At 71.7% G+C, this 22,618-nt stretch carries 20 protein-coding genes; 11 read left to right on the forward strand and 9 right to left on the reverse strand.

The window, feature by feature from the left end; all coding sequences use genetic code 11:
- The first annotated feature begins 155 nt into the window (after positions 1-155).
- A complete protein-coding gene (locus BLT97_RS12375) occupies positions 156-1,124 on the forward strand; it encodes an N-acetylmuramoyl-L-alanine amidase (RefSeq protein ID WP_093609197.1) in 969 nt (322 codons plus the stop codon).
- Positions 1,125-1,140: 16 nt separating this feature from the next.
- On the opposite strand, the gene BLT97_RS12380 is transcribed toward BLT97_RS12375, so the two are convergent.
- Complete coding sequence (locus tag BLT97_RS12380; protein ID WP_143041331.1) at positions 1,141-1,533, reverse strand: DUF5955 family protein; 393 nt, start codon at positions 1,531-1,533, stop codon at positions 1,141-1,143.
- A gap of 2 nt (positions 1,534-1,535) precedes the next feature.
- Positions 1,536-3,476, reverse strand: coding sequence for a hypothetical protein (locus BLT97_RS12385; protein WP_245769290.1), 1,941 nt, complete (start codon positions 3,474-3,476; stop codon positions 1,536-1,538).
- 191 nt (positions 3,477-3,667) lie between these two features.
- Between BLT97_RS12385 and BLT97_RS12390 the strand changes: the two genes are divergently transcribed.
- The 3 genes from BLT97_RS12390 (at position 3,668) to BLT97_RS12400 (ending at position 8,662) form a co-directional block, all read left to right on the forward strand.
- A complete protein-coding gene (locus tag BLT97_RS12390) occupies positions 3,668-5,821 on the forward strand; it encodes an acyl-CoA dehydrogenase family protein (RefSeq protein WP_093609201.1) in 2,154 nt (717 codons plus the stop codon).
- 14 nt (positions 5,822-5,835) lie between these two features.
- Positions 5,836-7,023 (forward strand): lipid-transfer protein, encoded by a 1,188-nt coding sequence (locus tag BLT97_RS12395; RefSeq protein WP_093609203.1) that lies wholly within the window; start codon positions 5,836-5,838, stop codon positions 7,021-7,023.
- 184 nt (positions 7,024-7,207) lie between these two features.
- Entirely contained in the window at positions 7,208-8,662 is a 1,455-nt protein-coding gene (locus BLT97_RS12400; protein WP_093609923.1) for an MFS transporter, read from the forward strand.
- A 31-nt stretch (positions 8,663-8,693) separates the two neighbouring features.
- Here the strand turns inward: BLT97_RS12400 and BLT97_RS12405 are convergent, their stop codons facing one another.
- The 3 genes from BLT97_RS12405 to BLT97_RS12415 are packed head-to-tail and all read right to left on the reverse strand — an operon-like array spanning position 8,694 to position 11,673.
- On the reverse strand, positions 8,694-9,932 hold the full coding sequence (locus tag BLT97_RS12405; RefSeq protein WP_093609925.1) for a sensor histidine kinase: 1,239 nt from the start codon (positions 9,930-9,932) through the stop codon (positions 8,694-8,696).
- Between the two features lie 5 nt (positions 9,933-9,937).
- Entirely contained in the window at positions 9,938-10,663 is a 726-nt protein-coding gene (locus tag BLT97_RS12410) for an ABC transporter permease (RefSeq protein ID WP_093609927.1), read from the reverse strand.
- 2 nt (positions 10,664-10,665) lie between these two features.
- On the reverse strand, positions 10,666-11,673 hold the full coding sequence (locus tag BLT97_RS12415; protein WP_093609205.1) for an ABC transporter ATP-binding protein: 1,008 nt from the start codon (positions 11,671-11,673) through the stop codon (positions 10,666-10,668).
- Positions 11,674-12,070: 397 nt separating this feature from the next.
- Here BLT97_RS12415 and BLT97_RS12420 point away from each other — a divergent pair, with 397 nt between their 5' ends.
- The 3 genes from BLT97_RS12420 (at position 12,071) to BLT97_RS12430 (ending at position 15,095) form a co-directional block, all read left to right on the forward strand.
- On the forward strand, positions 12,071-12,928 hold the full coding sequence (locus BLT97_RS12420) for a MaoC/PaaZ C-terminal domain-containing protein (protein ID WP_093609207.1): 858 nt from the start codon (positions 12,071-12,073) through the stop codon (positions 12,926-12,928).
- Between the two features lie 67 nt (positions 12,929-12,995).
- Complete coding sequence (locus tag BLT97_RS12425) at positions 12,996-14,072, forward strand: Zn-dependent alcohol dehydrogenase (protein WP_093609209.1); 1,077 nt, start codon at positions 12,996-12,998, stop codon at positions 14,070-14,072.
- 72 nt (positions 14,073-14,144) lie between these two features.
- On the forward strand, positions 14,145-15,095 hold the full coding sequence (locus BLT97_RS12430) for a 3-oxoacyl-ACP reductase (RefSeq protein ID WP_093609211.1): 951 nt from the start codon (positions 14,145-14,147) through the stop codon (positions 15,093-15,095).
- Positions 15,096-15,203: 108 nt separating this feature from the next.
- Here BLT97_RS12430 and BLT97_RS37835 read toward each other — a convergent pair whose 3' ends face one another.
- Together BLT97_RS37835 and BLT97_RS12435 are read right to left on the reverse strand one after the other, a co-directional pair.
- The gene (locus BLT97_RS37835) at positions 15,204-15,344 is read right to left on the reverse strand and encodes a hypothetical protein (protein WP_176953743.1); all 141 of its coding nucleotides are present in this window, start codon (positions 15,342-15,344) and stop codon (positions 15,204-15,206) included.
- A gap of 107 nt (positions 15,345-15,451) precedes the next feature.
- Positions 15,452-16,606, reverse strand: a complete 1,155-nt coding sequence (locus tag BLT97_RS12435) for a hypothetical protein (protein ID WP_093609213.1) — start codon at positions 16,604-16,606, stop codon at positions 15,452-15,454.
- 292 nt (positions 16,607-16,898) lie between these two features.
- On the opposite strand from BLT97_RS12435, the gene BLT97_RS12440 reads away from it, so the two are divergent.
- The 4 genes from BLT97_RS12440 (at position 16,899) to BLT97_RS12455 (ending at position 21,017) form a co-directional block, all read left to right on the forward strand.
- Positions 16,899-17,936, forward strand: coding sequence for an ABC transporter substrate-binding protein (locus BLT97_RS12440; RefSeq protein WP_093609215.1), 1,038 nt, complete (start codon positions 16,899-16,901; stop codon positions 17,934-17,936).
- 168 nt (positions 17,937-18,104) lie between these two features.
- On the forward strand, positions 18,105-18,965 hold the full coding sequence (locus BLT97_RS12445; RefSeq protein WP_093609217.1) for a Nif3-like dinuclear metal center hexameric protein: 861 nt from the start codon (positions 18,105-18,107) through the stop codon (positions 18,963-18,965).
- Positions 18,962-19,705, forward strand: a complete 744-nt coding sequence (locus tag BLT97_RS12450) for a zinc ribbon domain-containing protein (RefSeq protein ID WP_218137302.1) — start codon at positions 18,962-18,964, stop codon at positions 19,703-19,705. Before BLT97_RS12445 ends, BLT97_RS12450 begins: the two co-directional genes overlap by 4 nt.
- Positions 19,706-19,850: 145 nt before the next feature.
- On the forward strand, positions 19,851-21,017 hold the full coding sequence (locus tag BLT97_RS12455; RefSeq protein WP_093609219.1) for a bifunctional RNase H/acid phosphatase: 1,167 nt from the start codon (positions 19,851-19,853) through the stop codon (positions 21,015-21,017).
- Between the two features lie 43 nt (positions 21,018-21,060).
- On the opposite strand, the gene eda is transcribed toward BLT97_RS12455, so the two are convergent.
- Together eda and yaaA are read right to left on the reverse strand one after the other, a co-directional pair.
- A complete protein-coding gene (gene eda / locus BLT97_RS12460) occupies positions 21,061-21,684 on the reverse strand; it encodes a bifunctional 4-hydroxy-2-oxoglutarate aldolase/2-dehydro-3-deoxy-phosphogluconate aldolase (protein WP_093609221.1) in 624 nt (207 codons plus the stop codon).
- 114 nt (positions 21,685-21,798) lie between these two features.
- Positions 21,799-22,599 carry a peroxide stress protein YaaA gene (gene yaaA, locus BLT97_RS12465; RefSeq protein ID WP_093609223.1) on the reverse strand — a complete coding sequence of 267 codons (801 nt, stop codon included), beginning with the start codon at positions 22,597-22,599 and terminating at the stop codon, positions 21,799-21,801.
- Positions 22,600-22,618: the final 19 nt, after the last annotated feature.

Genomic DNA, 22,618 nt, shown 5'->3' on the forward strand with positions numbered 1-22,618 from the left:
CGGCTGTGCGGTACCTAGCGAGTGGTGCCACGCATCACACCTTCGCGTGCGTCACCCTGTCAATACCGACCGGTTGGTACGGCGCATAACGATTGCGTCGCGCCTGGTCACGGCTGGGGCGGCGGGCCGGGGTGCGGGGCGGCTAGGCTCGCACTGTGTCGTACGACGATCCCGATGACCCCGGCCCGCACCCGCGCCGCCCCCTGAGGCGGGGCGGCGGTCTGGTGGCCGTCGCCGCGCTGGTGCCGACCGCGCTGGCCGGCTGGCTGCTGTGGCAGGCGCTGAGCGGGACGGCGGACGAGGACGAACCCCCGAAGGTGCTGCCGCTGCCGAGCGCGTCGAGCTCCACCGCGCAGCAGACGCCCTCGGGCAAGGCCACCTCGAAGACCCCGGACGACCCCAAGCCGTCGAAGTCCTCCGCGAAGCCCTCCGCTTCGCCGGCCGGGAAGGGCCCGCTGGCCGGCAAGGTCGTCGTCCTCGACCCGGGTCACAACCCCTCGAACTTCAAGCACCCGCGGGACATCGCGCGCCTGGTCGACATCGGCACGAACAAGAAGGAGTGCGACACGACGGGGACGTCCACCAACTCCGGTTATACGGAAGCGGAGTTCACCCTCGACGTCGCGCACCGCGTCCGCGACCTGCTCGAAGACCAGGGCGCCACCGTCAAGCTGACCCAGAACCGCGACCGCGCCTTCGGCCCCTGCGTGGACGAGCGCGCCGAGATCGGCAACGAGGCGAAGGCGGACGCCGTCGTGTCCGTGCACGCGGACGGCTCCGGCGCAGGCAACCGCGGCTTCCATGTCATCCTGCCCGCGGCCGTGCACGCCGGCGGCGCCGACACCCGCGCGATCGTCGGCCCCTCGCGCGACCTGGGCGCGCGGATCGCGGGCAAATTCGTCGCCGCGACGGGCATGCGCCCCTCGAACTACATCGGCGAGGGCACGGGCCTCGACGTCCGCCGCGACCTCGGCGGCCTCAACCTGACAAAGGTCCCGAAGGTCTTCGTCGAATGCGGCAACATGCGCGACGCCACGGACGCGGCCCTGCTGACCAGCCCGTCCTGGCGGCAGAAGGCGGCGAAGGGGATCGCGGACGGGGTCTCGGGGTTCCTGGCGTCGTAGGCGCGACGCCTTCGTTTCAGCCTGCCAGCCCTTGAAGGCTGGCGATGAAGGCCTGCGTGATGGTGACGAGGGCCGCCACCGTGCCGATTCTTCCGCTCAACCCGTCTGCGTCGTCGCCGAGCTGCTGTCTGTCCGGCTGAGGACGACTCAGCTCGGCGTCGATCCGGCCGAGCCATCGTCGGGCAGCGGCACGGTCGGTCTCACTCAGTTCTCCTTCGTGGGCGTCCAATGCTGCGCGCAGGCGGGCGAATTCAGCGCGGGCAGCGACGAGGGCCGGAGGGGCCGGCGTGTGGCCCATGTGGTTGGACTGGGTCATGTCGCCTTTGACGGACCCGGTGTTGATCTGGTTGCTGTCGCCGGCCACGTGCATTCCGTCGTCGGAATCTCCTCGGCCACGGAAAATTGCCATGGTCACCCCTTGGAATCTGCTTCTTTTCCGGATTGGTTCGACTGTTGCATGGCGCCGCCCAGGTTCCCGGTGTTCACCTGGTTGTTGTCGCCGCTGACGAAGATGAACTGGGAGGCTTGCTTGCGGAAGTCGCCAGTCTCCACGCCTTGGTCGGCGAGGAAGGAGCTTGCCGATGCGAACATGCTGCTCTGCAGGATGGATATGTGACGTGTAGCGTCCTCGTGCTGGTGCATGTCGTCGATGCCGTTGTCGGAGCAACGTTCCCGCAGGCTCACCGCTTTGTCGTCCGGCGCCTTCCGTGGATCGAATATTCCGGCCGCTGTGTGCACGACGGCTTCCTTCGCCTTTTTGGCGTGGAGAATGCCGAGGCCACGACCCGTTCTCCGGTACACGTCACGGGCGAGGACCGCGACGTCGCCGACCGCCTGGAGCGGCGTCTGAACGATCTTCCAGACCAGCTCGGCACCATGTGCGGCCTCCACGCGGAGCTCCTCGCGCAGCGGCGCGAGCGCGTGTGGCCTGGTCACGAAGGTGAGCGTCTGGCCTTCAAGTGCTGCATGCGCGAATACGGTGACCACGATGTCGCCGTCCCAGTCGACGACTTGCGCCGCGAGATAGCGGCGGCGGAAGTGCCCGGACGGAGGCCGGCAGGATTCGTCCATCATCTCGCGTGCCTCGGGCCACCCTGCGTGTGTGCCCGGCTCGCTCTCCGTCCCCTTGGCCTGAGGCAGCTTCTTCCACTCGGAGTCGGGGACCGCGAACACTTCGAAGACATCGCAGTGTGGCAGAGCATGCGACTCGACCAAATGCCCCCGCAGTTTTTTGAGTTCGTCGCGCACGTAATCGAGCAGATGGTCTGCTTCGAATTTTCGCATGACCGTCTGCTCACCCTTGGAAGTCCGCTCGGCCAGACCGGGAGTTCCCTCCTGGTCCGCCGGTGTGTCCGCCGCGGTGTGGTCACCGGCGGGGGAGAGCTGGATGCGGACCACGTTCCGGTGAGCACCTCGGCTCGCGCCCACGAATCGGTCCACACGATGCTCGCGCCGATACGGAATGGCCTGCCACGTTTCTGCGGCAGCGCACGCCGCCACTCGCCGGGCGGCGCCAGGGGCCAGCCGGGGGCGCATCTGCGCGCTGGGCTTTCGGTCCGCGGAGAGAGACGCCACGTAGCCGAGGGCGAGCCAGCGATCACACGCGTAGACGGCCGAGAGTAGAGCTGAGAGCCAGAACGCCGCGGACGGCGCGTCTGACAAGGCGCGCTGGATGAGCGGCAGGTGAGGCTTCAGCTGCTGCCACGCGAGGAGCGCACCCGCGGCCAGGAGCGCGGCGGCGATGAGCGAGCCGGTGCCCCAGCGGGCCAGCCGCTTGAGCCGTCCTTCGGCTAGGAGCAACTGGAACAACAGCATCGTCGCTGCGAGTGTGCCCGCACCCCACGGATGCCGGACGGCGACCAGTGCGGTCGCGCCCGCCAGAGCGCAGACCCGAACGTGCCGCACGCGTTCCGCGGCGACGCTGTGCACCAGTGCAGGCACGAAGCTGAACCCGAACGAGGGGACTGGGCGCTTGGGTGCCGTGAGGATCTCATTCTGGATCCACCGGGCGAGACTGTCGCCCTGGAGCGGACTGAGAACTCTGACTGCACGCGGCTTCCGGCCCATCGTCCGGTCGTGCCATTGCCCGATCCGGTCCTTCAGTTGCCCGATCCGGTCCACGCGTGCGTGGACGACGGACGCGATCCGGCGGCTGGTCGGGTTGCCGTCCGGGAGTGGTCCCCGCTGCGCGTAGACGTCCCGTCGGACGCTCGAGCCGTTGAGGGACAGCGGCTTGGCGGTCAGGACGTCCACCGGTATCGCCGGTTCAGGGGCAGGCTTGGCCTGGGATGGATGGTGCCCATTGTCAGACGCATCGTCAGGCGACAGGCTCCACCAGGGTCGCAGGGACATGCTCCACCTCCCTGGGACCCCCGCACCAAGAGGGGCTCATCCTGCACCTGCGAGGCGAGGCTGACCAGAGGGCGAAGCCGCCGCGGGTGGCGATTGGCCGGAATCGCACGTCGCTGTTCGACGTCCGGCCGCGGAAAGCTGCCAGCAATCTGACCTTCCGTCAGATTGAAACGTGTTCTACTCTGCCCGCCATGGGGATCGGGATCACGCAAGAGCAACGCGAGTTGGCCGCTGCTGTGCGCGGATGGATCGCGCGGGCCGTGCCGCCGGAGGAAGTGCGCAAGGTGCTCGACGCGCCCGCCGGCGGCGGGCGGCCCGGGTTCTGGAGCGGGCTCGCCGAGCAGGGGCTGCTCGGGGTGCATCTGCCCGAGGAGTGCGGCGGCGGGGGCGGTGACCTCGTCGATCTCGCCGTCGTGGTCGAGGAGGCGGCCCAGGGCGCGCTGCCCGGACCGCTGATCGCCAACTCCCTTGCGTCCGCGGTCCTGGAGCGCGCCGGCGAGCGCGCTCTCGCGGCCGCGCTGGCCGAGGGGGAGCGGATCGGGGCGGTCGCGCTCGCGGCCGGCACCCTCACCTTCGTACGGGACGGCGAAGGGTATCTGCTCGACGGCGAGGCGCCTCCCGTACTCGGCGGCGGCGAGGCCGATCTGCTGCTGCTGGCCGCCCAAGGGGCCGAGGGCGTGCGGTGGTTCGTGGTCGACGCCGCGGAGCTCGCCGTACGCGTGCAGGAGAGTGCCGACCCGACGCGGCCCACCGCCGAGGTCCGGGCCGAAGGGGCGCGCGGGCGGCTGATCGAGGCCGACACCGGGCTCGTACGGGACCTCGCCGCGGTCGTGTTCGCCGCCGACGCCTGCGGGACCGCCGCCTGGGCGCTGCGGACGGCGGCCGAGTACGCCAAGGTGCGCGAGCAGTTCGGGCGGCCGATCGGGCAGTTCCAGGGGATCAAGCACCTGTGCGCCGACATGCTCGTGCGGGTCGAGCAGGCCAGGGCGCTGGTGTGGGACGCGGCCCGTGCCGCCGGTGAAGAGGCCGGAGAGGTACGGGAGTTGGCCGGGGCGCTCGCCGCCTCCGTCGCGCTCGACGCCGCGTTCAGCTGCGCCAAGGACTGCATCCAGGTGCTCGGCGGCATCGGGTTCACCTGGGAGCACGACGCCCATCTGTATCTGCGCCGTGCGCTCGTCGTCCGTCAGCTCTACGGGGCCGGGGACGCACACCGGCTGCGGGCCGTGCGGCTCGCCGAGGGCGGCGCGCGGCGCGAGCTGAGGCTCGAACTGCCGCAGGAGGCCGAGGAGTTCAGGGCGCAGGCGCGCGCGGCGATCGAGCCCGTCAAGGGACTCGACCCGAAGGCCGTACGGCGCGAGCTCGCGCCCACCGGGTACGCGGCCCCGTATCTGCCGAAGCCCTACGGGCTCGGCGCCGGGCCCGTGCAGCAGCTCGTCGTGCAGCAGGAGCTGCGGTCGGCCGGGGTGAAGGTGGCCGATCTGGGGATCGCGACCTGGGTGGTGCCCTCGCTGATCGCCTACGGGACCGGGGAGCAGCAGGACCGCTTCATCGGGCCCACGCTCCGCGGCGACCTGCGCTGGTGCCAGCTGTTCAGCGAGCCCGGGGCCGGTTCTGATCTCGCCTCGCTGCGGACCCGGGCCGAGCGGACCGAGGGCGGCTGGAAGGTCAACGGGCAGAAGGTGTGGACGAGTTCCGCGCACACCGCGGATTTCGGGATCCTGCTCGCCCGGACGAATCCGGAAGCGCCCAAGCACAAGGGGCTCACGTATTTCCTCGTCGACATGAAGAACACCCCGGGCATCGACATCCGGCCGCTGAAGGAGATCAGCGGCGAGGCGATGTTCAACGAGGTGTACTTCGACGACGTGCTGCTGCCGGCCGACGCGGTGGTGGGCGAGGTCGACGACGGCTGGAAGGTCGCGCGGAACACCCTCGGGAACGAACGCGTGCACATGGCCGACCAGATGACCTTCGACACCGGCCTGGAAATGCTCATCGCGCGCTCCGCCGATCTCGACAACGCCACCCGCGCCCGGATCGGCGCCCTCGCCGCCGAGGCGCACGCCCTCGCCTGCATCGGGCTGCGCACCACCCTCCAGCAGGTCTCGGGCATCGAACCCGGCGCCGGAGCCTCCATCCGCAAGCTCGTCCAGACCCCCCACCAGCAGAAAGTCGCCGATCTCGCCCTCGAACTTCTCGGCCCCGCAGGCGCGTTGCGCGAGGGTCCGGGAGCCGGGGCCGTGTACTCGTTCCTCATGTCCCGCTGTCTGACCATCGCGGGCGGCACCACCCAGGTCCAGCTCAATGTCGTCGCCGAGCGCATTCTCGGCCTGCCCAGGGACTGAAAGGCCACACCAGGATGAAGACGTACATCGTCGGCGTAGGCATGACCAAGTTCGAGAAGCCCGAGAGCCGGGACTGGCAGTACTGGGACATGGCGAAAGAGGCCGGCACGAAAGCCCTTGAAGACGCCGGGATTTCGTACGATCTCGTCGAGCAGGTGCCGGTCGGATACTGCTTCCAGGCCTCCACGGCGGGTCAGCGGGCCGCGTATGAAATAGGGCTCTCGGGCGTTCCCGTCTACAACGTGAACAACAACTGCGCGACCGCGTCGACCGCCTTGATGATGGCCCGGCAGTTCGTGGCCGGCGGGATCAACGACTGCGTGCTCGCGCTCGGCTTCGAGAAGATGAAGAAGGGCGCGCTCGGCGGGGGAGCGGACGGCGGCGACTTCAAGACCTCGCCCGTCGCCCGGCACTACGGGATCATGGCCGCCAAGCACGGCTTCGAGATGTCCCCGCCCACCGCGCAGATCTTCGGCGACGCGGCCCGCGAGCACATGGAGCTGTACGGCACGACCGAGGCGCAGCTCGCGGCGGTCGGCGCCAAGAACCACAGGCACTCGGCGAACAACCCGTACGCGCAGTTCCAGGACGTCTACACGGTGGACGAGATCCTGGCCGCCAAGACCATCCACCGGCCGCTGACCAAGCTCCAGTGCTCGCCCACCTCGGATGGCGCGGCCGCCGCGGTCGTGGTCTCGGAGCGGTTCGTGGAGCGGCACGGGCTCGGTGACAAGGCGGTGGAGATCGTCGCGCAGACCATGACCACCGACACCGAGGAGTCCTTCGCGTCCGGCTCGTGCATCGACGTCGTCGGCAAGCCGATGTCGGCGGCGGCCGGGCGGCAGGTCTTCGAGCAGGCCGGGCTCGGCATCGAGGACGTGGACGTCATCGAGCTGCACGACTGCTTCTCGATCAACGAGCTGCTCACCTACGAGGCGCTCGGGATGTGCGGCGAGGGCGAGTCCGGGAAGCTCGTCGAGTCCGGCGCGACCACGTACGGCGGGAAGTGGGTCGTGAACCCCTCGGGCGGTCTGATCTCCAAGGGCCACCCGCTGGGCGCGACCGGCCTCGCCCAGGTCGCGGAGCTGTCGTGGCAGCTGCGCGGGGAGGCCGGGGCGCGGCAGGTGGAAGGAGCCCGCGTCGGGCTCGCCCACAACATCGGGCTGGGCGGGGCGGCGGTCGTGACGATGCTGCGGAAGTGAGCTCGGCGCGGTCGCCGTGGAGGTGAGGGGTGTCACGTCCGCCGCGGACGTGAGGGCGATCACGTCTGCCGCGGACGTGAACGCCGTGGTGCGGGTACCCGGAGGGACCTAGTCCCCAAGACCGATGGCCGGTGCATCGAAACCCCGATGCGCCGGCCGTCCGCCGACTGAGAGCATGGCCGGCATGGCCCCGACACCCACCGACACCGCGATATCCACCCGCCCGCACCGCAGCCGCTCCATACCGACCTGGGCCGTGGTGCTCACGGCGTGTGCGGGCCAGTTCCTCGTCGTGCTCGACGTGTCCGTGGTCAACACCGCGCTGCCCTCGATGCGCGCCGACCTCGGGCTCAGCGCGCTCGGGCTGCAATGGGTGGTCAACGCGTACTCGATCGCCTTCGCCGGCTTCATGCTGCTCGGCGGCCGGGCCGGCGATCTCTTCGGGCGCAAGCGGATGTTCCTGCTCGGTCTCGCCCTGTTCACCGCCGCCTCGCTCGCCGGCGGACTCGCGCAGGAGAGCTGGCAGCTGCTCGCCGCCCGCGCCGTCCAGGGCCTGGGCGCCGCGGTGCTCGCCCCCTCCACCCTGACCCTGCTCACCTCGGCCGTCCCCGAAGGACCGGCCCGGGTGCGGGCCATCGGCACCTGGACCGCCGTCGGCGCGGGCGGCGGCGCGGCCGGCGGACTCGTCGGCGGGCTGCTCACCGACCTCCTGTCGTGGCGCTGGGTGCTGCTCATCAATGTGCCGGTCGGTGTGCTCGTGCTCGTGGCCGCCGTGTTCTGGCTGACCGAGAGCCGCGGCGGCGAACGGCGCCGGCTCGACCTGCCGGGCGCGGTCCTCGTCACGGCCGGCCTCGCCACCCTCGCGTACGGGATCGTGCAGACCGAGGTCGAGGGCTGGACGGCGCCCGGGACGCTGGTTCCGCTCGGCGCGGGCCTGCTGCTCATCGCCGTGTTCCTGCTGGTCGAGGCGCGCACGAAGGCGCCTCTGATGCCGCTCGGTCTGTTCCGGCTGCGGTCGGTGGCCGCGGCGAACGCCGTGATGATGGTGTGCGGCGCGGCCAGCTTCGCCATGTGGTTCTTCATGACGGTGTACGCGCAGAACGTGCTCGGCTACTCCGCCATCGAGGCCGGACTCGCCCTGGTCCCCTCCTCGTTGACGGTCATGCTCGGCTCGAAGCTCGCACCCCGCCTGATGCGGATGATCGGCGCGAAGAACGTCACCGTCCTCGGCATCCTGATCGCCGCATCCGGCTACGGCGTGCAGCAGGCGACGATCGCGCCCGACGGCGGGTACGTCGCCTCGATCCTGCTCCCCGGCATCCTGATGATGCTCGGCGCGGGCCTGGCCATGACCCCGCTCGCCTCGCTGGCCACCTCGGGGGCGGCGCCCTCGGAGGCGGGTCTGGTGTCGGGGCTCATCAACACCTCGCGCACGATGGGCGGCGCGCTCGGCCTGTCGATCCTGTCGACGATCGCCGCGGCGCAGTCGGGCGGGGCCTCGGATCCGGTGGCGCTGACCGACGGCTACGCGGCCGCGTTCCGTACGAGCGGACTGATCCTGCTCGGCGGGGTGCTGCTCGTCCTGGTGTGGCTGCCGTCGGCGGAGCGCCAGCCGAAGGCGGCCCAGCGCGTCTCCTGAAGTCCCTTCACCGGCAGGCGCGTTGGTGCGCTCAGCGCAGGGCCCGCCGGTCCGCGTCGGTGGCCAGGCGGGCCGTCACCCGGAATCCGCCGCGCTCCGCGGGCCCCCACTCCAGCGATCCGCCCGCTTGCGCGAGCCGCTCGGTGAGGCCGCGCAGTCCGCTGCCCGAGGGCCCTGTGCCCTCGCCCCGCCCGTCGTCGGTCACCGTCAGGACGGTGTCCCCGTCCGCCGCGGCCACCTCGATCCGGCAGACGGTGGCACCTGAGTGCCGTACGACATTGGTGACGGCCTCCCGTACCACCCAGGAGAGCAGCGCACCCGGCACCGGCGCGGGCGGCGGCCCGGACTGGCGGACCAGCGCGTCGATGCCCGCCGAGGCCAACGTGTCGCGGGCGCGGTCCAGTTCGGCCGTCAGGCTCGCGTCGCGGTAGCCGGTGACGGCCTCGCGGATCTCGGTGAGCGCCTGGCGCCCCACCGTCTCGATGTCGGCGATCTGCCGCAGCGAGGCCTCCGCGTCGTGCGGCGCGAGCCGGCGCGCGGCCTCGGACTTCACCACGATCAGGGAGAGCGTGTGGCCGAGCAGGTCGTGCAGGTCGCGGGAGAACCGCAGCCGCTCCTGCTCCACGGCGGAGCGGGCCAACTCCTCGCGGGTCTCGCGCAGTTCCACCACCTTCTCGGAGAGCGCGAGGATCGCGGCGGTCACCAGGCCGGAGAGCAGCGTGCCGTACCCGCTGGTGACCGCGGACCACGCGTCCGTGTCCCGCCACGCGCCGGTCACGGCGGCCGAACAGGTAAGCACCCCGACCGCCCAGGCGAGGCGCCGGCCCCGCAGCGCCGTGCCGACCGCGAGGGACAGCAGCGGGAACAGGGCGAGCCACGGCCCCCCGTAGCCGATCGCGAGCCCGTACGTCACCACCGCCATGCCGGACAGGGCCGTGTAGGTCCACCACGTGTCACGCCGCCGGAAGGTCTGCAACACCACTGAGACGTAGAGGGAGTTGAAGACGAGCAGGCCGATGCCGCCGATCCAGGGGTTGGGCGTCTCGCCGCGTACGACGTTCGAGAAGGCGCCCATCCCGAGCAGTAGCCACGGCAGGAAGGCATACGCGCTGCGCGGGCCGGGGCGCCGCCGCCCGGGTCCGCCGCCCCCGCCGCTCACCGGCCGATGTCCGTCGTCGCTCACCGGCCAGTGCCCGTCGTCGCTCACCGGCCGGTGCCCGTCGTCGCCGCTCGTCCGCGGGCTCGCGCTCTCGGTCCCCGTCACGGGCATCATGGTCACACCGTCCGGGCCGAGCGGCGATAGGAATGCGCCGCATACGCGCCGAACAGGACCAGCCACGCGAGCAGCACCGCGACCGTGCCGGCGCCCGGCGCGGCCCCCTCGGTCGTCGCCCAGCCGAGGTCGGCGAAGCTGTGGGCGGGGGAGTACGCGGACACGGTGCGCAGCCAGTCGGGGAACAGGTCGGCCGGGAACCACAGGCCGCCCACGATGGCCAGGCCCATCGTGCAGAGCATGTTGGCGATGCCGGTGACCTGGGTGCTGAGCCGGTAGCCGTTGCCCAGGCCGAGCATGGTGAACGGCAGCGCGCCCAGCCACAGGAGCAGCACCAGGGCGGCCCACTGCCAGGCCTCCATCCGTACGCCGTTGACGAGCGCACCCGCCGTCAGGACGGAGGCGATCGCCGGGAGCACCGTGACCGAGCCGCTCAGCGCACGGCCCGTCACGGCCTGGCGCGGGGTGAGCGGCGTGACCCGCAGCTGCCGCAGCCAGCCGCTGGAACGGTCGTCGGCGACGGCACCACCGGTGCCGAGCGCCGCGCCCAGCGCGCCGTAGGCCGCCATCCCCACCATGGCCGAGGTCTTCCACTCGGCCCCGTCCTCGCCGCTCGCACCGAGGTTGGTGAAGAGGAGGTACATCAGGACGGGCATGCCGATCCCGAGGACGACGAAACCGGTGTCCCGCAGGGTCCGGCGGATCTCCAGGCGCAGATAGTCGAGCACCATCACACGGACTCCATCTCATCGGTCGTGGCGGAAGGCGGGGTGGTGGCGGGGGCGGTCGTGACGCGGGCCCGCGCTGACCCGGGGGCTGCCGACGCGGTACCAGAGGCGTCCGTGCCGCTCGCGCCGGAGGTCAGGGTCAGGAACGCGGTCTCCAGGGAGGTCGCCTCGACCCGCAGGCCGCGCACCGCACCCCGCCCGGCCAGCGCGACCACGGTCGCGTCCGAGTCCTCGCTGCGCAGGCTCGCGCGGTCACCGCGGATCTCCACGGCCGTCACCCCCGGCAGGCCGGCCAGCCAGCCGGAACCCTCGCCGGCGAGGTCGAAGGAGACGAGCGTTCCGCCGGCGGCCCGCTTGAGCTCCTCGACCGTGCCGTCCGCGACGATCCGGCCGTGGTCGATGACCACGATCCGGTCGGCGTTCGCGTCCGCCTCCTGGAGGTAGTGGGTGGAGAACAGCACGGTGTTGCCGCGCCGGGCGTACGCGCGCATCGAGTCCCAGAACGCCTGGCGCGCCTCCACGTCGAGTGCGGCGGTCGGCTCGTCGAGGACGATCAGGCCGGGGTTGCCGGCGAGGGCGAGCGCGAACCGTACGCGCTGCACCTGGCCGCCCGAGAGACGGTCCACGCGCCGGTCGGCCTGCTCGGTCAGACCGGCGAGCGCGAGCGCTTCGGCCACGGGCATCGGACGCGGGTACGTACGGCCCACGAAACCGATGAGCTCGCGGACCGTGACCCGTGAGATGGGCCGTCCGTCCTGGAGCATCGCGCCCACGAGACCGGCGCGGACGGCGCGTTCGGGGGTGGTGCCGAACAGGCGGACCGAGCCCTCGTCCGGCTCGTCGAGGCCGAGCAGCATCGAGATGGTGGTGGACTTGCCGGCGCCGTTGCGGCCGAGCAGCGCCACCGTCTCGCCGCGCTCGATGGCGAGGTCGACGCCGTCCACGGCACGCACGGAGGGAAAGGCCTTGACCACCTGGTGCAGGTCCACAGCTCGCGGGGTCGTTGTCATGCCTCGACCGTACGGAGCGGGGCGGGGGCGGCGGCAGAATCAGCTGTCAGGAGCTCCGTAGGACAAATGTCATGGGTGGCGGGGTGACATGGGGGGTGTGAAAGGCCGCCGGCCAGGGCGTGCGCAGGCTGAAGTTCCAGCGCACACCAGTGATCTGACATCACGTCAGAATTCTGTGGCGGGACCCTTCACAACTGCCGGGGGGCGCGTTATACATGGGGATCACTGGCCTAGAACGCGTTCTAGAACGGGCCCTGAGAGGGCTCGGACGGGACACTTCGGGGCCGGTCCGATGCGACCTCGGTGCGGCCGACGGTGCGGACGGCCGCACCGAGGTCTTCCACGTGCGTGACCCGCACAGCTCACGCGCACGAACAGCCCAAGGAGCAGCGTCCCCATGCCCATTGATGCCGCCAAGGCCGTTTCCTCCGAGCCGCGCAGCACCGACCTGACCTGGGACCACAAGGACATCCAGCTCTACCACCTGGGTCTCGGCGCGGGAATCCCGGCGACCGACCCGGACGAGCTGCGCTACACCCTCGAATCCAAGCTCCAGGTCCTGCCGAGCTTCGCGACCGTGGCCGGCGGCGGCATGGCGGCCGCGGGCGGCCTGTCCGCGCCCGGCATCGACGTGAACCTCGCGGCCGTCCTGCACGGCGGCCAGACCGTCACGCTGCACCGGCCGATCCCCGTCAAGGGCAAGGCCGTCCAGACCTCGACGATCCCGGCCGTGTACGACAAGGGCAAGGCCGCCGTGATCGTCATGCGCTCGGAGGTCGCCGACGACGACGGGCCGCTGTGGACCTGCGACACCCAGATCTTCGTCCGCGGCGAGGGCGGCTTCGGCGGCGAGCGCGGACCCTCGAACCGGCTCGAACTGCCCGACCGCGCCCCGGACAGGACCGTCGAGAAGCCCATCCGCGAGGACCAGGCGCTGCTCTACCGGCTGTCCGGGGACTGGAACCCGCTGCACGCCGACCCGGAGTTCGCCAAGCTGGCCGGCTTCGACAAGCCGATCCTGCACGGCCTGTGCTCGTACGGGATGACGCTCAAGGCCGTGGTCGACAGCCTCCTGGACGGCGATGTGACCCGCGTGCGCTCGTACACCACCCGCTTCGCCGGCGTGGTCTTCCCGGGCGAGACCCTCCGGATCCGCATCTGGCGGCTGGCCGAAGGCCGGGCCCAGGTGTCGGTGACCGCGGTCGAACGGGACGACGCGCCCGTGCTCGCGGACACCGTGGTCGAGCACTCCTGATTCAGCCCCGCCCAACCTCCTTATTGCTCACGCCTGTTCCGCACCGCATCCGAGAAGGAGCCGCACCATGCGCGCAGCCGTACTGCACGAGATCGGCCAGGACAAGCTGGAAGTGCTCGACGACTTCGAGACCACCGGCTTCGGTCCCGGCAAGGTGAAGATCCGGGTGCGGGCCACCGGCCTGTGCCACTCGGACCTGTCCGCGATGAGCGGTGTGCTGCCCCAGCCCGGCCCGTTCGTGCCCGGGCACGAGGGCGCGGGCGAGATCCTGGAGGTCGGCGAGGGCGTCACGCACGTCAAGCCCGGCGACCGGGTGCTCGTGTGCTGGCTGCCCGCGTGCGAGCAGTGCCCCGCGTGCAAGCGCGGCCAGAAGCAGCTGTGCCTGGCCGGGTTCATGAACGCCGGCATCCCCAACTACAAGCGCCCCAGTGGCGATGTGTTCGGCTTCGCGGGCACCGGCACCTTCGCCGAGGAGACCGTGGTCGACGCGCGCTGCGCCGTGCCGATCCCGGACGACGTGCCCTTCGACATCGCCGCGCTCATCGGCTGCGGTGTCACCACCGGACTCGGCGCGGCCATCAACACCGCCGATGTGGCGGCCGGTTCCTCGGTGGCCGTGATCGGCTGCGGTGGTGTGGGCATCTCCGCGATCCAGGGCGCGAAGCTGAAGGGCGCGGCGGAGATCGTCGCCGTGGACCCGGTGGAGTCGCGGCGCGAGGCCGCCCTCAAGTTCGGTGCCACCAAGGCGATCTCGCCCGAGGAGCTGGACGACGCCAAGCAGAACGTCACGGGCGGCGAGGGCTTCGACTACGTCTTCGAGGTCGTCGGCAAGTCCGCCACCGCGCGCAAGGCCTACGAGACCACCCGCCGCGGCGGCAGCCTCATCGTGGTCGGCGCGGGTGCGCTCGACGACTACCTGCAGTTCAACATGTTCGAGCTGTTCTTCGACGAGAAGAAGATCCTGCCGTCCATGTACGGCGGCGGCGATGTCCTCACCTCGTACGAGCGGGCCATCGCCCTGTGGCGCGCGGGCCGTATCGACCTCGAGGGCCTCATCACGCACCGGGTGCCGCTGAGCGAGATCAACGAGGCCATCGAGCAGATGCGCACCGGTGTCGCGCTGCGCACCTGCATCGAGATCTGAGTACGCCGCACTCCGCAGCGCACGGGGCGCCGTACTCGGAACTCCGAACTCCGTACTTACGAGGGGACTTTGATGTCACAGGGGAACTTGCCGCTGGCCGGCCTTTCCGCGATCGTCACGGGGGCCGGGCGCGGCCTCGGCCGGGCCGAGGCCCTGGAGCTGGCCCGGCTCGGCGCGAGCGTCGTGGTCAACGACTACGGGCAGCCGGGCAGGGACGGTTCCGGCGAGGCCTCGGCGGCTCCCGCCGAGGAGGTCGCCGCCGAGATCAGGGCGGCGGGCGGCCGGGCCGTCGCGCACCTGGGCGACGTCGCCGACCACGAACAGGCCCGCCAGTTGGTGCAGTTGGCGATCGACGAGTTCGGCAAGCTGGACATCCTGGTCAACAACGCCGGCATCCTGCGCGACCGGATGGTCTTCTCGATGTCCGAGGACGAGTGGGACTCGGTGATCCGCGTCCACCTCAAGGGCCACTTCAACACGACGCACTTCGCGTCCGTGCACTGGCGGGCCCGGTCCAAGGAGGCGGGCGGCCCGGTCTTCGGCCGGATCATCAACACCTCGTCGGAGGCCTTCCTCGCGGGGTCGGCCGGTCAGCCCAACTATGCCGCCGCGAAGGGCGGGATCGTGGGTCTGACCACCTCCACCGCGCTCGCGCTCGGCAAGTACGGCGTCACGGCCAACGCGATCTGCCCCCGCGCCCGCACCCGGATGACCGAGGACGTGTTCGCCGGCTTCCAGGAGCCGACGGACGGCACGCTCGACAAGCTGGCGCCCGAGCACGTGGCCCCGCTGGTCGGCTACCTCGCCTCACCCGCGGCCGCCAAGGTCAACGGGCAGCTGCTCGTGGTGCACGGCGGCATTGTCGCGATCGTCGAACGGCCCAAGGTGGCCGCGAAGTTCGACACCGCGAAGGAGGCGTTCACGTACGAGGAGCTCGACGAGCTGATCACGCCCTGGTACGAGGAGCGGCCGGCGGGGGAGACGTTCGCGGCGGCGGAGGTGCTTGGCCTCAAGCACGGCTGAGGTCCTGTGAGCCTCGCACCGAAGCACGGCTGAGGATCTCAAGGCGTACGTGAAGGGCCGACCGGAGCGCATCCGGTCGGCCCTTCACACCTTCCGCGCGGCGCTCGGTCAGGCAGCCGCCCGGCTCTCCTCGGCGACCCGGCGGTGCCGCCCCGCGGGCGTCGTCTCGACGTCCTGCTCGGCGGCCGGGCCGCGGTGGCGGCCGTGCCCCTCCTCGGTCCCTGCCATGCCGCTGTCGTGCTCGCTCATCAACTTCACCCCGTTGATTTTGGTGCTGTCGTTCCGGGTGTGCGTGGTGCGTACCCGTGATTCCCCGGATGATGCATCCGGGGATGCTTGATCATCGGCCGTCGAGTCTAACGACCGGCCAACCGGCCCGTGAGCTGGGCCTGTTGCAGCGGTACGGGCCGCGGGGCGCTCGGCGCGGGCGCGGCCGCGAGGGCGGGCACCGGCGCCGGTCCGGGCACCGGTTCGGGCGCGGGCGGGGTGATCCGCGCCAGGCCGCAGGGGGTGTCCTCGGTGACGTACGGCAGCAGCAGCTCCGCACTCTGCGTCTCCCGGCCCGGCGCCCACAGCGCGCACCCGAGCCAGCCGTAAGGCGCCGCGAGCTGCTGGGTCCGGCGCTGCTGCGGGGACCAGACGCCCAGCCACGAACCGCCCGCCCCGTCGATGCGCAGCGCCACCGCGCACGCCTCGGGGCTGAGGACCTGGCCGGGCTGTATGGCCAGCGGTGTCACCGCGCAGTCCTCCAGACGCAGCGCCTCGGGGAAGCGGACCGGCAGCGTGGAACCCAACTGGCCCCAGCCGAGCCGGTCGTGCCCGGGGGCGTCGGAGCGGACCATGATGAAACCGCTGCCGGGGTCGGCGAGCAGCAGCCGGTCGTCGGAGTCGTCGCCGATCTGGAGCAGCGGCGAGACCTCACCCCCGCGCTCCAGATCGACGGCGACCGTCCTCGTGCGCCCGTCCAGCTCCCGGTCGAGCGCCAGCATCCGCCCCGTACGGTCCAGCCACACCCCGCCCGAGCAGCGGCCCGGCACCTGCGCGACCAGCTCGGGCCCGAACGCGCCGCCCGCCACCAGCCATACCGCACTCGACCGCTCACCCGGTGCGAGCGCATACGCGCAACTGCCGCTGGGCGAGGGCGGAAGCAGCGTCAGGTCGGCGGTCTCGACGGCGCCGAGCGGCAGTTGACCCGTCCCGGGCCCGGTCGGGTAGAGCAGCGAGAACAGATGCCGGCCGTCCGCGACGCGGTGCACGAGCACCCGCCCGTCGGCCAGCGGCAGCACCTCGGTGCCCGGCTCCTCGGGCTGGTCGAGCGGGAGCGGCACCGCGTAGGGCTCGGCGCTGTCGAGGCTCCACCGCTCCGGGCACCACACGTCGCCGCGCGGGGCCAGCCGGGCCGCGTAGGAACCGTCGGCCGCGATCGTGAACCCTGGAAACCGCACCGCACCCGCCGCGTCGGGCGACTCGTCCCCCGAGGCCGTGTCCGTGGCACACGCCGTCGTCGTCATCCAGCCTTCACCTCCGGGGACGAAAGCTAGTTTTCGCACGCACTGGCGTGGGACGCGCCGCCTCGCGCTTCACACCAAAGGGTGGCGATGTCCTGATTCGCCTGAGGGGGAGCGGGGTCGTGTGCTGGTGGCCGTGGGGTGCCCGGTGAGGGTCCTGTCGGAAGCGTCACAGGGGGCGGCGGTGCACGGCGGTGCCCGGGATGCGTAAGGTGAGGGTTGCCTAAGCAAACCCTGTGCGTGCACGTCCCCCCCCCGGCGCGAGCCGTGTGCCGCCCGCCTTTCTGGAGCGTCGATGTCCCTTCGCCGCCGCGGCACCGCAGCCGCAGCCCTCGCCGTAGCCGCCGCGCTGACCCTCGGAGCCTGCTCCGCGGACAGCGGCTCGGGCGGCACCGAGAAGTCGGAGAACGGCTCGGGCAGCAAGAAGGTCGCCACCGGCGGCGAGGACTTCGCGGACGCCGCGGCCGAGACCGCGAAGATGGGCACGGACGCGAAGCCGGGCGAGTTCCCGCGCACCATCACGCACGCGCTCGGCAAGACCGAGATCAAGGCGCAGCCCAAGCGCGTCGTGGTGCTCGACGTCGGCGAGCTCGACAACGTCGTCTCGCTCGGCATCAAGCCCGTCGGCTACGCCCCCACCGAGGGCGACGACGGCATCCCCGAGTACCTGAGCAAGGCCGCCGGCAGCCCGAAGAACGTGGGCACGATCAACTCCCTCAACATGGAGGCCATCGCGGCCCTCAAGCCCGACCTGATCCTGGGCTCGCAGCTGCGCGCGGAGAAGCTCTACCCGCAGCTCTCCAAGATCGCCCCGACCGTGTTCTCCATCCGCCCGGGCTTCACCTGGAAGGAGAACTACCTCCTCAACGCCACCGCGCTCGACAAGCGGGCCGAGGCCGAGGAGAAGCTCGGAGCGTACGAGGAGGCCGCGAAGCAGCTCGGCGCGGACCTCGGCGACAAGAAGCCGACCGTCACGATGCTGCGCTACATGCCGGACCGCATCCGCCTGTACGCGAAGGCCTCGTTCATCGGCACGATCCTGGAGGACGTGGGCGTCCCGCGCCCGAAGAACCAGCAGATCGACGACCTCGCCACCGAGATCAGCCCCGAGAAGATCGACGAGGCCGACGCGGACTGGATCTTCACCGGCGTCTACGGCGACGTGAACAAGACCAAGCGCGACACCGCCGAGGACAACCCGCTCTGGAAGAAGCTCGGCGCGGTGAAGAACGGCCAGGCGAAGGACGTCCCGGACGAGACCTGGTACCTGGGCCTCGGTGTCACGGCTGCGCATGAGGTGCTCGACGATCTTCGTGGGTTCCTCGTCAAGTAACGCGTACGGGCCGGGCGGTCAGCGCGCACGGGCCGGTCGGTGGCGCGGCCACCGCGCGGAAGGCGGGCCACTCCCGGTGGGAGCGGCCCGCCTCCCCGTTCTCCGCCCGGTCCGAAGGCCGCCCCCGGCGATGGGCCGACATCCGCGCACCCCAGGTAGCATCGCTCCGTGCCCCGCCTGAACGAAGTCCTCGCCGCGCTCGACGCCCTCTGGCCCCCCGACCGGGCCGAATCGTGGGACGCCGTCGGCACGGTCTGCGGGGATCCTCAGGCCGAGGTGGGGCGGGTCCTGTTCGCGGTCGACCCCGTGCAGGAGATCGTCGACGAGGCCGTGGCGCTGGGCGCCGACCTCCTCGTCACGCACCACCCGCTCTACCTGCGCGGCACGACCACGGTCGCGGCCTCCCACTTCAAGGGCCGCGTGATCCACGACCTGATCAAGAACGACGTCGCGCTGCACGTCGCCCACACCAACGCCGACACCGCCGACCCCGGTGTCTCCGACGCCCTCGCGGGCGCGCTGGACCTGCACGTCGTACGGCCTCTCGTGCCCGACCCGTCGGACGACAAGGGCCGCCGCGGCCTCGGCCGCATCTGCGAGCTGCGCCACCCGATGCCGCTGCGCGAGTTCGCCGCGTACGCCGCCGAGCGCCTGCCCGCCGCCGCGCAGGGCATCCGCGCGGCCGGCGACCCGGACCAGGTGATCACCACCGTCGCCGTCTCCGGCGGCTCCGGCGACAGCCTCTTCCCGTACGTACGCGAAGCCGGCGTCGACGCCTTCCTCACCGCCGACCTGCGCCACCACCCGGCCTCCGAGGCCGTGCAGCACACCGGGCTCGCCCTGCTCGACGCCGCGCACTGGGCCACCGAGTGGCCCTGGTGCGAACAGGCCGCGGCACAGCTCGACGAAATCTCCGACCGTCACGGCTGGGGCCTTCGGGTCCACGTCTCGAAGACGGTCACCGACCCCTGGACCACCCACGCGGCCGCCGAGGCGGCCGACGACACCACAGCAGGAGCCCCCAACTGAACGCCGCGCCCGCCGACCAGATCCGACTCCTCGACGTCCAGGCCCTCGACGTACGCCTGTCGCAGCTCGCCCACAAGCGCAAGTCGCTGCCCGAGCACGCCGAGATCGAGTCGCTGACCAAGGACCACACCCAGCTGCGCGACCTGCTCGTCGCCGCGCAGACCGAGGAGGGCGACTGCGCCCGCGAGCAGACCAAGGCCGAGCAGGACGTGGACCAGGTGCGCCAGCGCGCCGTCCGCGACCAGCAGCGCCTGGACTCCGGCGCGGTCACCAGCCCGAAGGACCTGGAGAACCTCCAGCGCGAGATCGCCTCCCTCGCCAAGCGCCAGGGCGACCTGGAGGACGTGGTGCTCGAGGTCATGGAGCGCCGCGAGTCCGCGCAGGAGCGGGTCTCCGAGCTGACCGAGCGGGTCGGTTCGGTGCAGGGGAAGATCGACGACGCCACGGCCCGCCGTGACGCCGCGTTCGAGGAGATCGACGGCGAGATCGCCTCGGTCATTAAGGAGCGCGAGGTCGTCGCCGGCTCGGTGCCGGCCGACCTCCTGAAGCTCTACGACAAGCTGCGCGAGAAGGAGGGAGGCGTGGGCGCGGCCCGCCTCTACCAGCGCCGCTGCGAGGGCTGCCGCCTGGAGCTCAACATCACCGAGCTCAACGAGGTCCGTGCGGCCGCGCCCGACGCGATCGTGCGCTGCGAGAACTGCCGCCGCATCCTGGTGCGTACGTCGGAGTCCGGGCTCTAGGACACGGAGGGGCTCGGGGGCGGGCTTCGGGCTTCGGCCTTTCGGATCCGTGCTCCGGGCTTCGGCCTTCCGGGTTCCGGCTCCGGACTTCGCTCAGGGGGACGACAGGCTTCGGGCTGCTCAAAGTGAGGACGGACTGCGGGTCATGCGTTTCGTGATCGAGGCCGACGGCGGGTCCCGGGGCAATCCGGGGCCCGCGGGCTACGGCGCCGTGGTCATCGACGGCGACAGCGGCGAAGTGCTCGCCGAGCGCGCCGAGTTCATCGGGGTCGCGAGCAACAACGTTGCGGAGTACCGCGGTCTGATCGCGGGTCTGGAGGCGGCCTTCGCCCTGGACCCGGCGGGCACCGTGACCGTGCGGATGGACTCCAAGCTCGTGGTCGAGCAGATGTCGGGCCGCTGGAAGATCAAGCACCCGGACATGAAGCCCCTTGCTGCACGGGCGCGTTCGGCCTTCCCGCCGGCCGCGGTCACGTACGAGTGGATCCCGCGCGAGCGGAACAAGCACGCCGACCGCCTGGCCAACGAGGCGATGGACGCGGGCAAGCGGGGCGAACCGTGGGACCCGTCGGCCTCGACGGCGGACCTGGACACGCGTGCGGCGCGCAATGCCGCGGCGGCCCGGGAGCCGTCGGGCGCGGAACCGTCGGCGTCCCCCGCCCCCTCCGCCCCCTCCGCCCCGGACATGGGCACCCCCACCACCTTCGTCCTCCTGCGCCACGGCGAGACCGCGCTCACGCCCCAAAAGCGGTTCTCCGGCAGCGGCGGCAGCGACCCCGCGCTCTCCGACGCCGGCCTCGCCCAGGCCGAACGCGTCGCCGCCGCGCTGGCCGCGCGCGGCACGATCCAGGCGGTGGTCTCCTCGCCGCTGCTCCGCTGCCGCCAGACGGCCTCGGTGGCCGCGGCCCGCCTCGGCCTCGACGTGAGCATCGAAGAGGGCCTGCGCGAAACGGACTTCGGAGCCTTCGAGGGCCTGACGTTCGCCGAGGCCAAGGAGCGCTTCCCGGCCGAACTCGACGCCTGGCTCGCCTCACCCGACGCGGCGCCCCCGGGCGGCGAGTCCTTCGCCGAGGTCGCCGAGCGCGTCGCCGCCACCCGCGACCGGCTGACCGAGCGCTACGCGGGCCGCACGGTCCTGCTCGTCACCCACGTCACCCCGGTGAAGACCCTGGTACGGCTCGCCCTCGGCGCCCCGCCCGAGTCCCTGTTCCGCATGGAACTCTCGGCCGCCTCCCTGACCGCGATCGCGTACTACGCGGACGGCAACGCGAGCGTCCGCCTCTTCAACGACACGTCGCACCTGCGCAGTTGAAGAACTCGCCTGCGCATGTGGGGGACTCGCCCCACCCGCGCAGTCAGCGACGCAGCCCGGCCGCCTCGCGCGCCAGCTTCTCCACCCGCGCCCAGTCCTTCGCCGCCACCGCGTCCGCCGGGAGCATCCAACTGCCGCCCACGCACCCGACGTTCTTCAGCGCGAGGTAGCCGGGCGCGGAGGCCGGGGTGATGCCGCCCGTGGGGCAGAAACGGGCCTGGGGGAGCGGACCCGCGAGGGACTTGAGGTAGGCGGTGCCGCCCGCGGCCTCGGCCGGGAAGAACTTCATCTCGTGCACCCCGCGCTCGAGCAGCGCCACGACCTCCGACGTGGTCGAGACACCCGGCAGGAACGGCACCCCCGACCCCTTCATCGCGTCGAGCAGCGCCTCCGTCCAGCCGGGGCTGACCAGGAAGCGCGCCCCGGCAGCGACGGAATCCTCGACGTTGCGCGCCGAGATGACCGTGCCCGCGCCGACCACCGCGTCCGGCACCTCGTCCGCGACCGCCCGGATCGCGTCGAGCGCGGCGGGCGTGCGCAGCGTGACCTCGATCGCGCGCAGCCCGCCGGCGACGAGAGCCCGCGCGAGCGGCACGGCGTCGGCGAGGTCGTCGATCACGACGACGGGGACGACAGGGGCGAGATCGAGCACGGAGTCGGAAGCCATGCCCTCATCCTGCCGCCCGCACCGCACAATGCGCAAAGCCCATTGCGCCCTCCGCAACGCACAGGTGGGGTGGCCCTTCAGCGGATCGCTTCAGAGGGCCCCAGCGCGACCCCCTCAGTGGATCTCCGTCACCACCACGTCCAGCGACCACGGACGCCCGGCCCGCGCCGGTGCCTCCGCCTCGACCACGTATCCGAGATCCCGCAGCGCCGTGACCAGCTCGGCCGGTGCCGACGGGCTCGCGCCCGCGGTCAGGAGATCCCGTACGAGACGGCCCTTGGTCGCCTTGTTGAAGTGGCTCACCACCGAGCGCTTCTCCACCCCGTCGACCATCTGCGCGTGCAGCACCCGCACCGTCGCCGTCCGCGCGGCCACCTCGCCCTTCGGCTTCCAGGCGTTCGCGTACGCCGACGAGCGCAGGTCCAGGACCAGGCCGTCCCCGGCCGCCTCCGGCATCACCTCCGCCATCGGCCCGCGCCAGTACGCGCCCAGCGCCCCGAGGCCCGGCAGCTTCACGCCCATCGAGCATCGGTACGAGGGGATCCGGTCGTTGATGCGCACCGCGCCCCACAGCCCGGAGAAGACGAGCAGCGACTTCGTCGCGCGCCGCTTGGCCGCCGCGTCCAGGGAGGCCAGGCCCAGGGCGTCGTAGAGGACGCCCGTGTAGATGTCGCCGGCCGGGCGCGCGCCCGCCACGCGCAGCTCCGTGTTCTTGGCGATCTCGCCGCGCAGGCCCTCGCTCAGACCGAGCACCTCGCGGGCCTTCTCCTCGTCGGTGACGCACAGCTCGACCAGCTCGTCGAGCACGGCGGCGCGCGCCTCGGCGAGGCCGGGCAGGGACAGTGACTCGGGCTTGAGCGGGGCGCCACGGCCCGAGTCGGCCTTGCCCTCCGACGGCGGCAACAGCACGAGCACGTTCGTTCTCCTTCAGCGG

Source organism: Streptomyces indicus (assembly GCF_900100315.1).
GTDB lineage: Bacteria > Actinomycetota > Actinomycetes > Streptomycetales > Streptomycetaceae > Streptomyces > Streptomyces indicus.

Excerpts from the sequence above, each read along its gene's own strand:
- BLT97_RS12380 (WP_143041331.1), bottom strand. The coding sequence starts at position 1,533 with ATGGCAATTTTCCGTGGCCGAGGAGATTCCGACGACGGAATGCACGTG.
- BLT97_RS12385 (WP_245769290.1), bottom strand. The coding sequence starts at position 3,476 with ATGTCCCTGCGACCCTGGTGGAGCCTGTCGCCTGACGATGCGTCTGAC.
- BLT97_RS12390 (WP_093609201.1), top strand. The coding sequence starts at position 3,668 with ATGGGGATCGGGATCACGCAAGAGCAACGCGAGTTGGCCGCTGCTGTG.
- BLT97_RS12395 (WP_093609203.1), top strand. The coding sequence starts at position 5,836 with ATGAAGACGTACATCGTCGGCGTAGGCATGACCAAGTTCGAGAAGCCC.
- BLT97_RS12400 (WP_093609923.1), top strand. The coding sequence starts at position 7,208 with ATGGCCCCGACACCCACCGACACCGCGATATCCACCCGCCCGCACCGC.
- BLT97_RS12405 (WP_093609925.1), bottom strand. The coding sequence starts at position 9,932 with ATGCCCGTGACGGGGACCGAGAGCGCGAGCCCGCGGACGAGCGGCGAC.
- BLT97_RS12415 (WP_093609205.1), bottom strand. The coding sequence starts at position 11,673 with ATGACAACGACCCCGCGAGCTGTGGACCTGCACCAGGTGGTCAAGGCC.
- BLT97_RS12420 (WP_093609207.1), top strand. The coding sequence starts at position 12,071 with ATGCCCATTGATGCCGCCAAGGCCGTTTCCTCCGAGCCGCGCAGCACC.
- BLT97_RS12425 (WP_093609209.1), top strand. The coding sequence starts at position 12,996 with ATGCGCGCAGCCGTACTGCACGAGATCGGCCAGGACAAGCTGGAAGTG.
- BLT97_RS12430 (WP_093609211.1), top strand. The coding sequence starts at position 14,145 with ATGTCACAGGGGAACTTGCCGCTGGCCGGCCTTTCCGCGATCGTCACG.
- BLT97_RS37835 (WP_176953743.1), bottom strand. The coding sequence starts at position 15,344 with ATGAGCGAGCACGACAGCGGCATGGCAGGGACCGAGGAGGGGCACGGC.
- BLT97_RS12435 (WP_093609213.1), bottom strand. The coding sequence starts at position 16,606 with ATGACGACGACGGCGTGTGCCACGGACACGGCCTCGGGGGACGAGTCG.
- BLT97_RS12440 (WP_093609215.1), top strand. The coding sequence starts at position 16,899 with ATGTCCCTTCGCCGCCGCGGCACCGCAGCCGCAGCCCTCGCCGTAGCC.
- BLT97_RS12455 (WP_093609219.1), top strand. The coding sequence starts at position 19,851 with ATGCGTTTCGTGATCGAGGCCGACGGCGGGTCCCGGGGCAATCCGGGG.
- eda (WP_093609221.1), bottom strand. The coding sequence starts at position 21,684 with ATGGCTTCCGACTCCGTGCTCGATCTCGCCCCTGTCGTCCCCGTCGTC.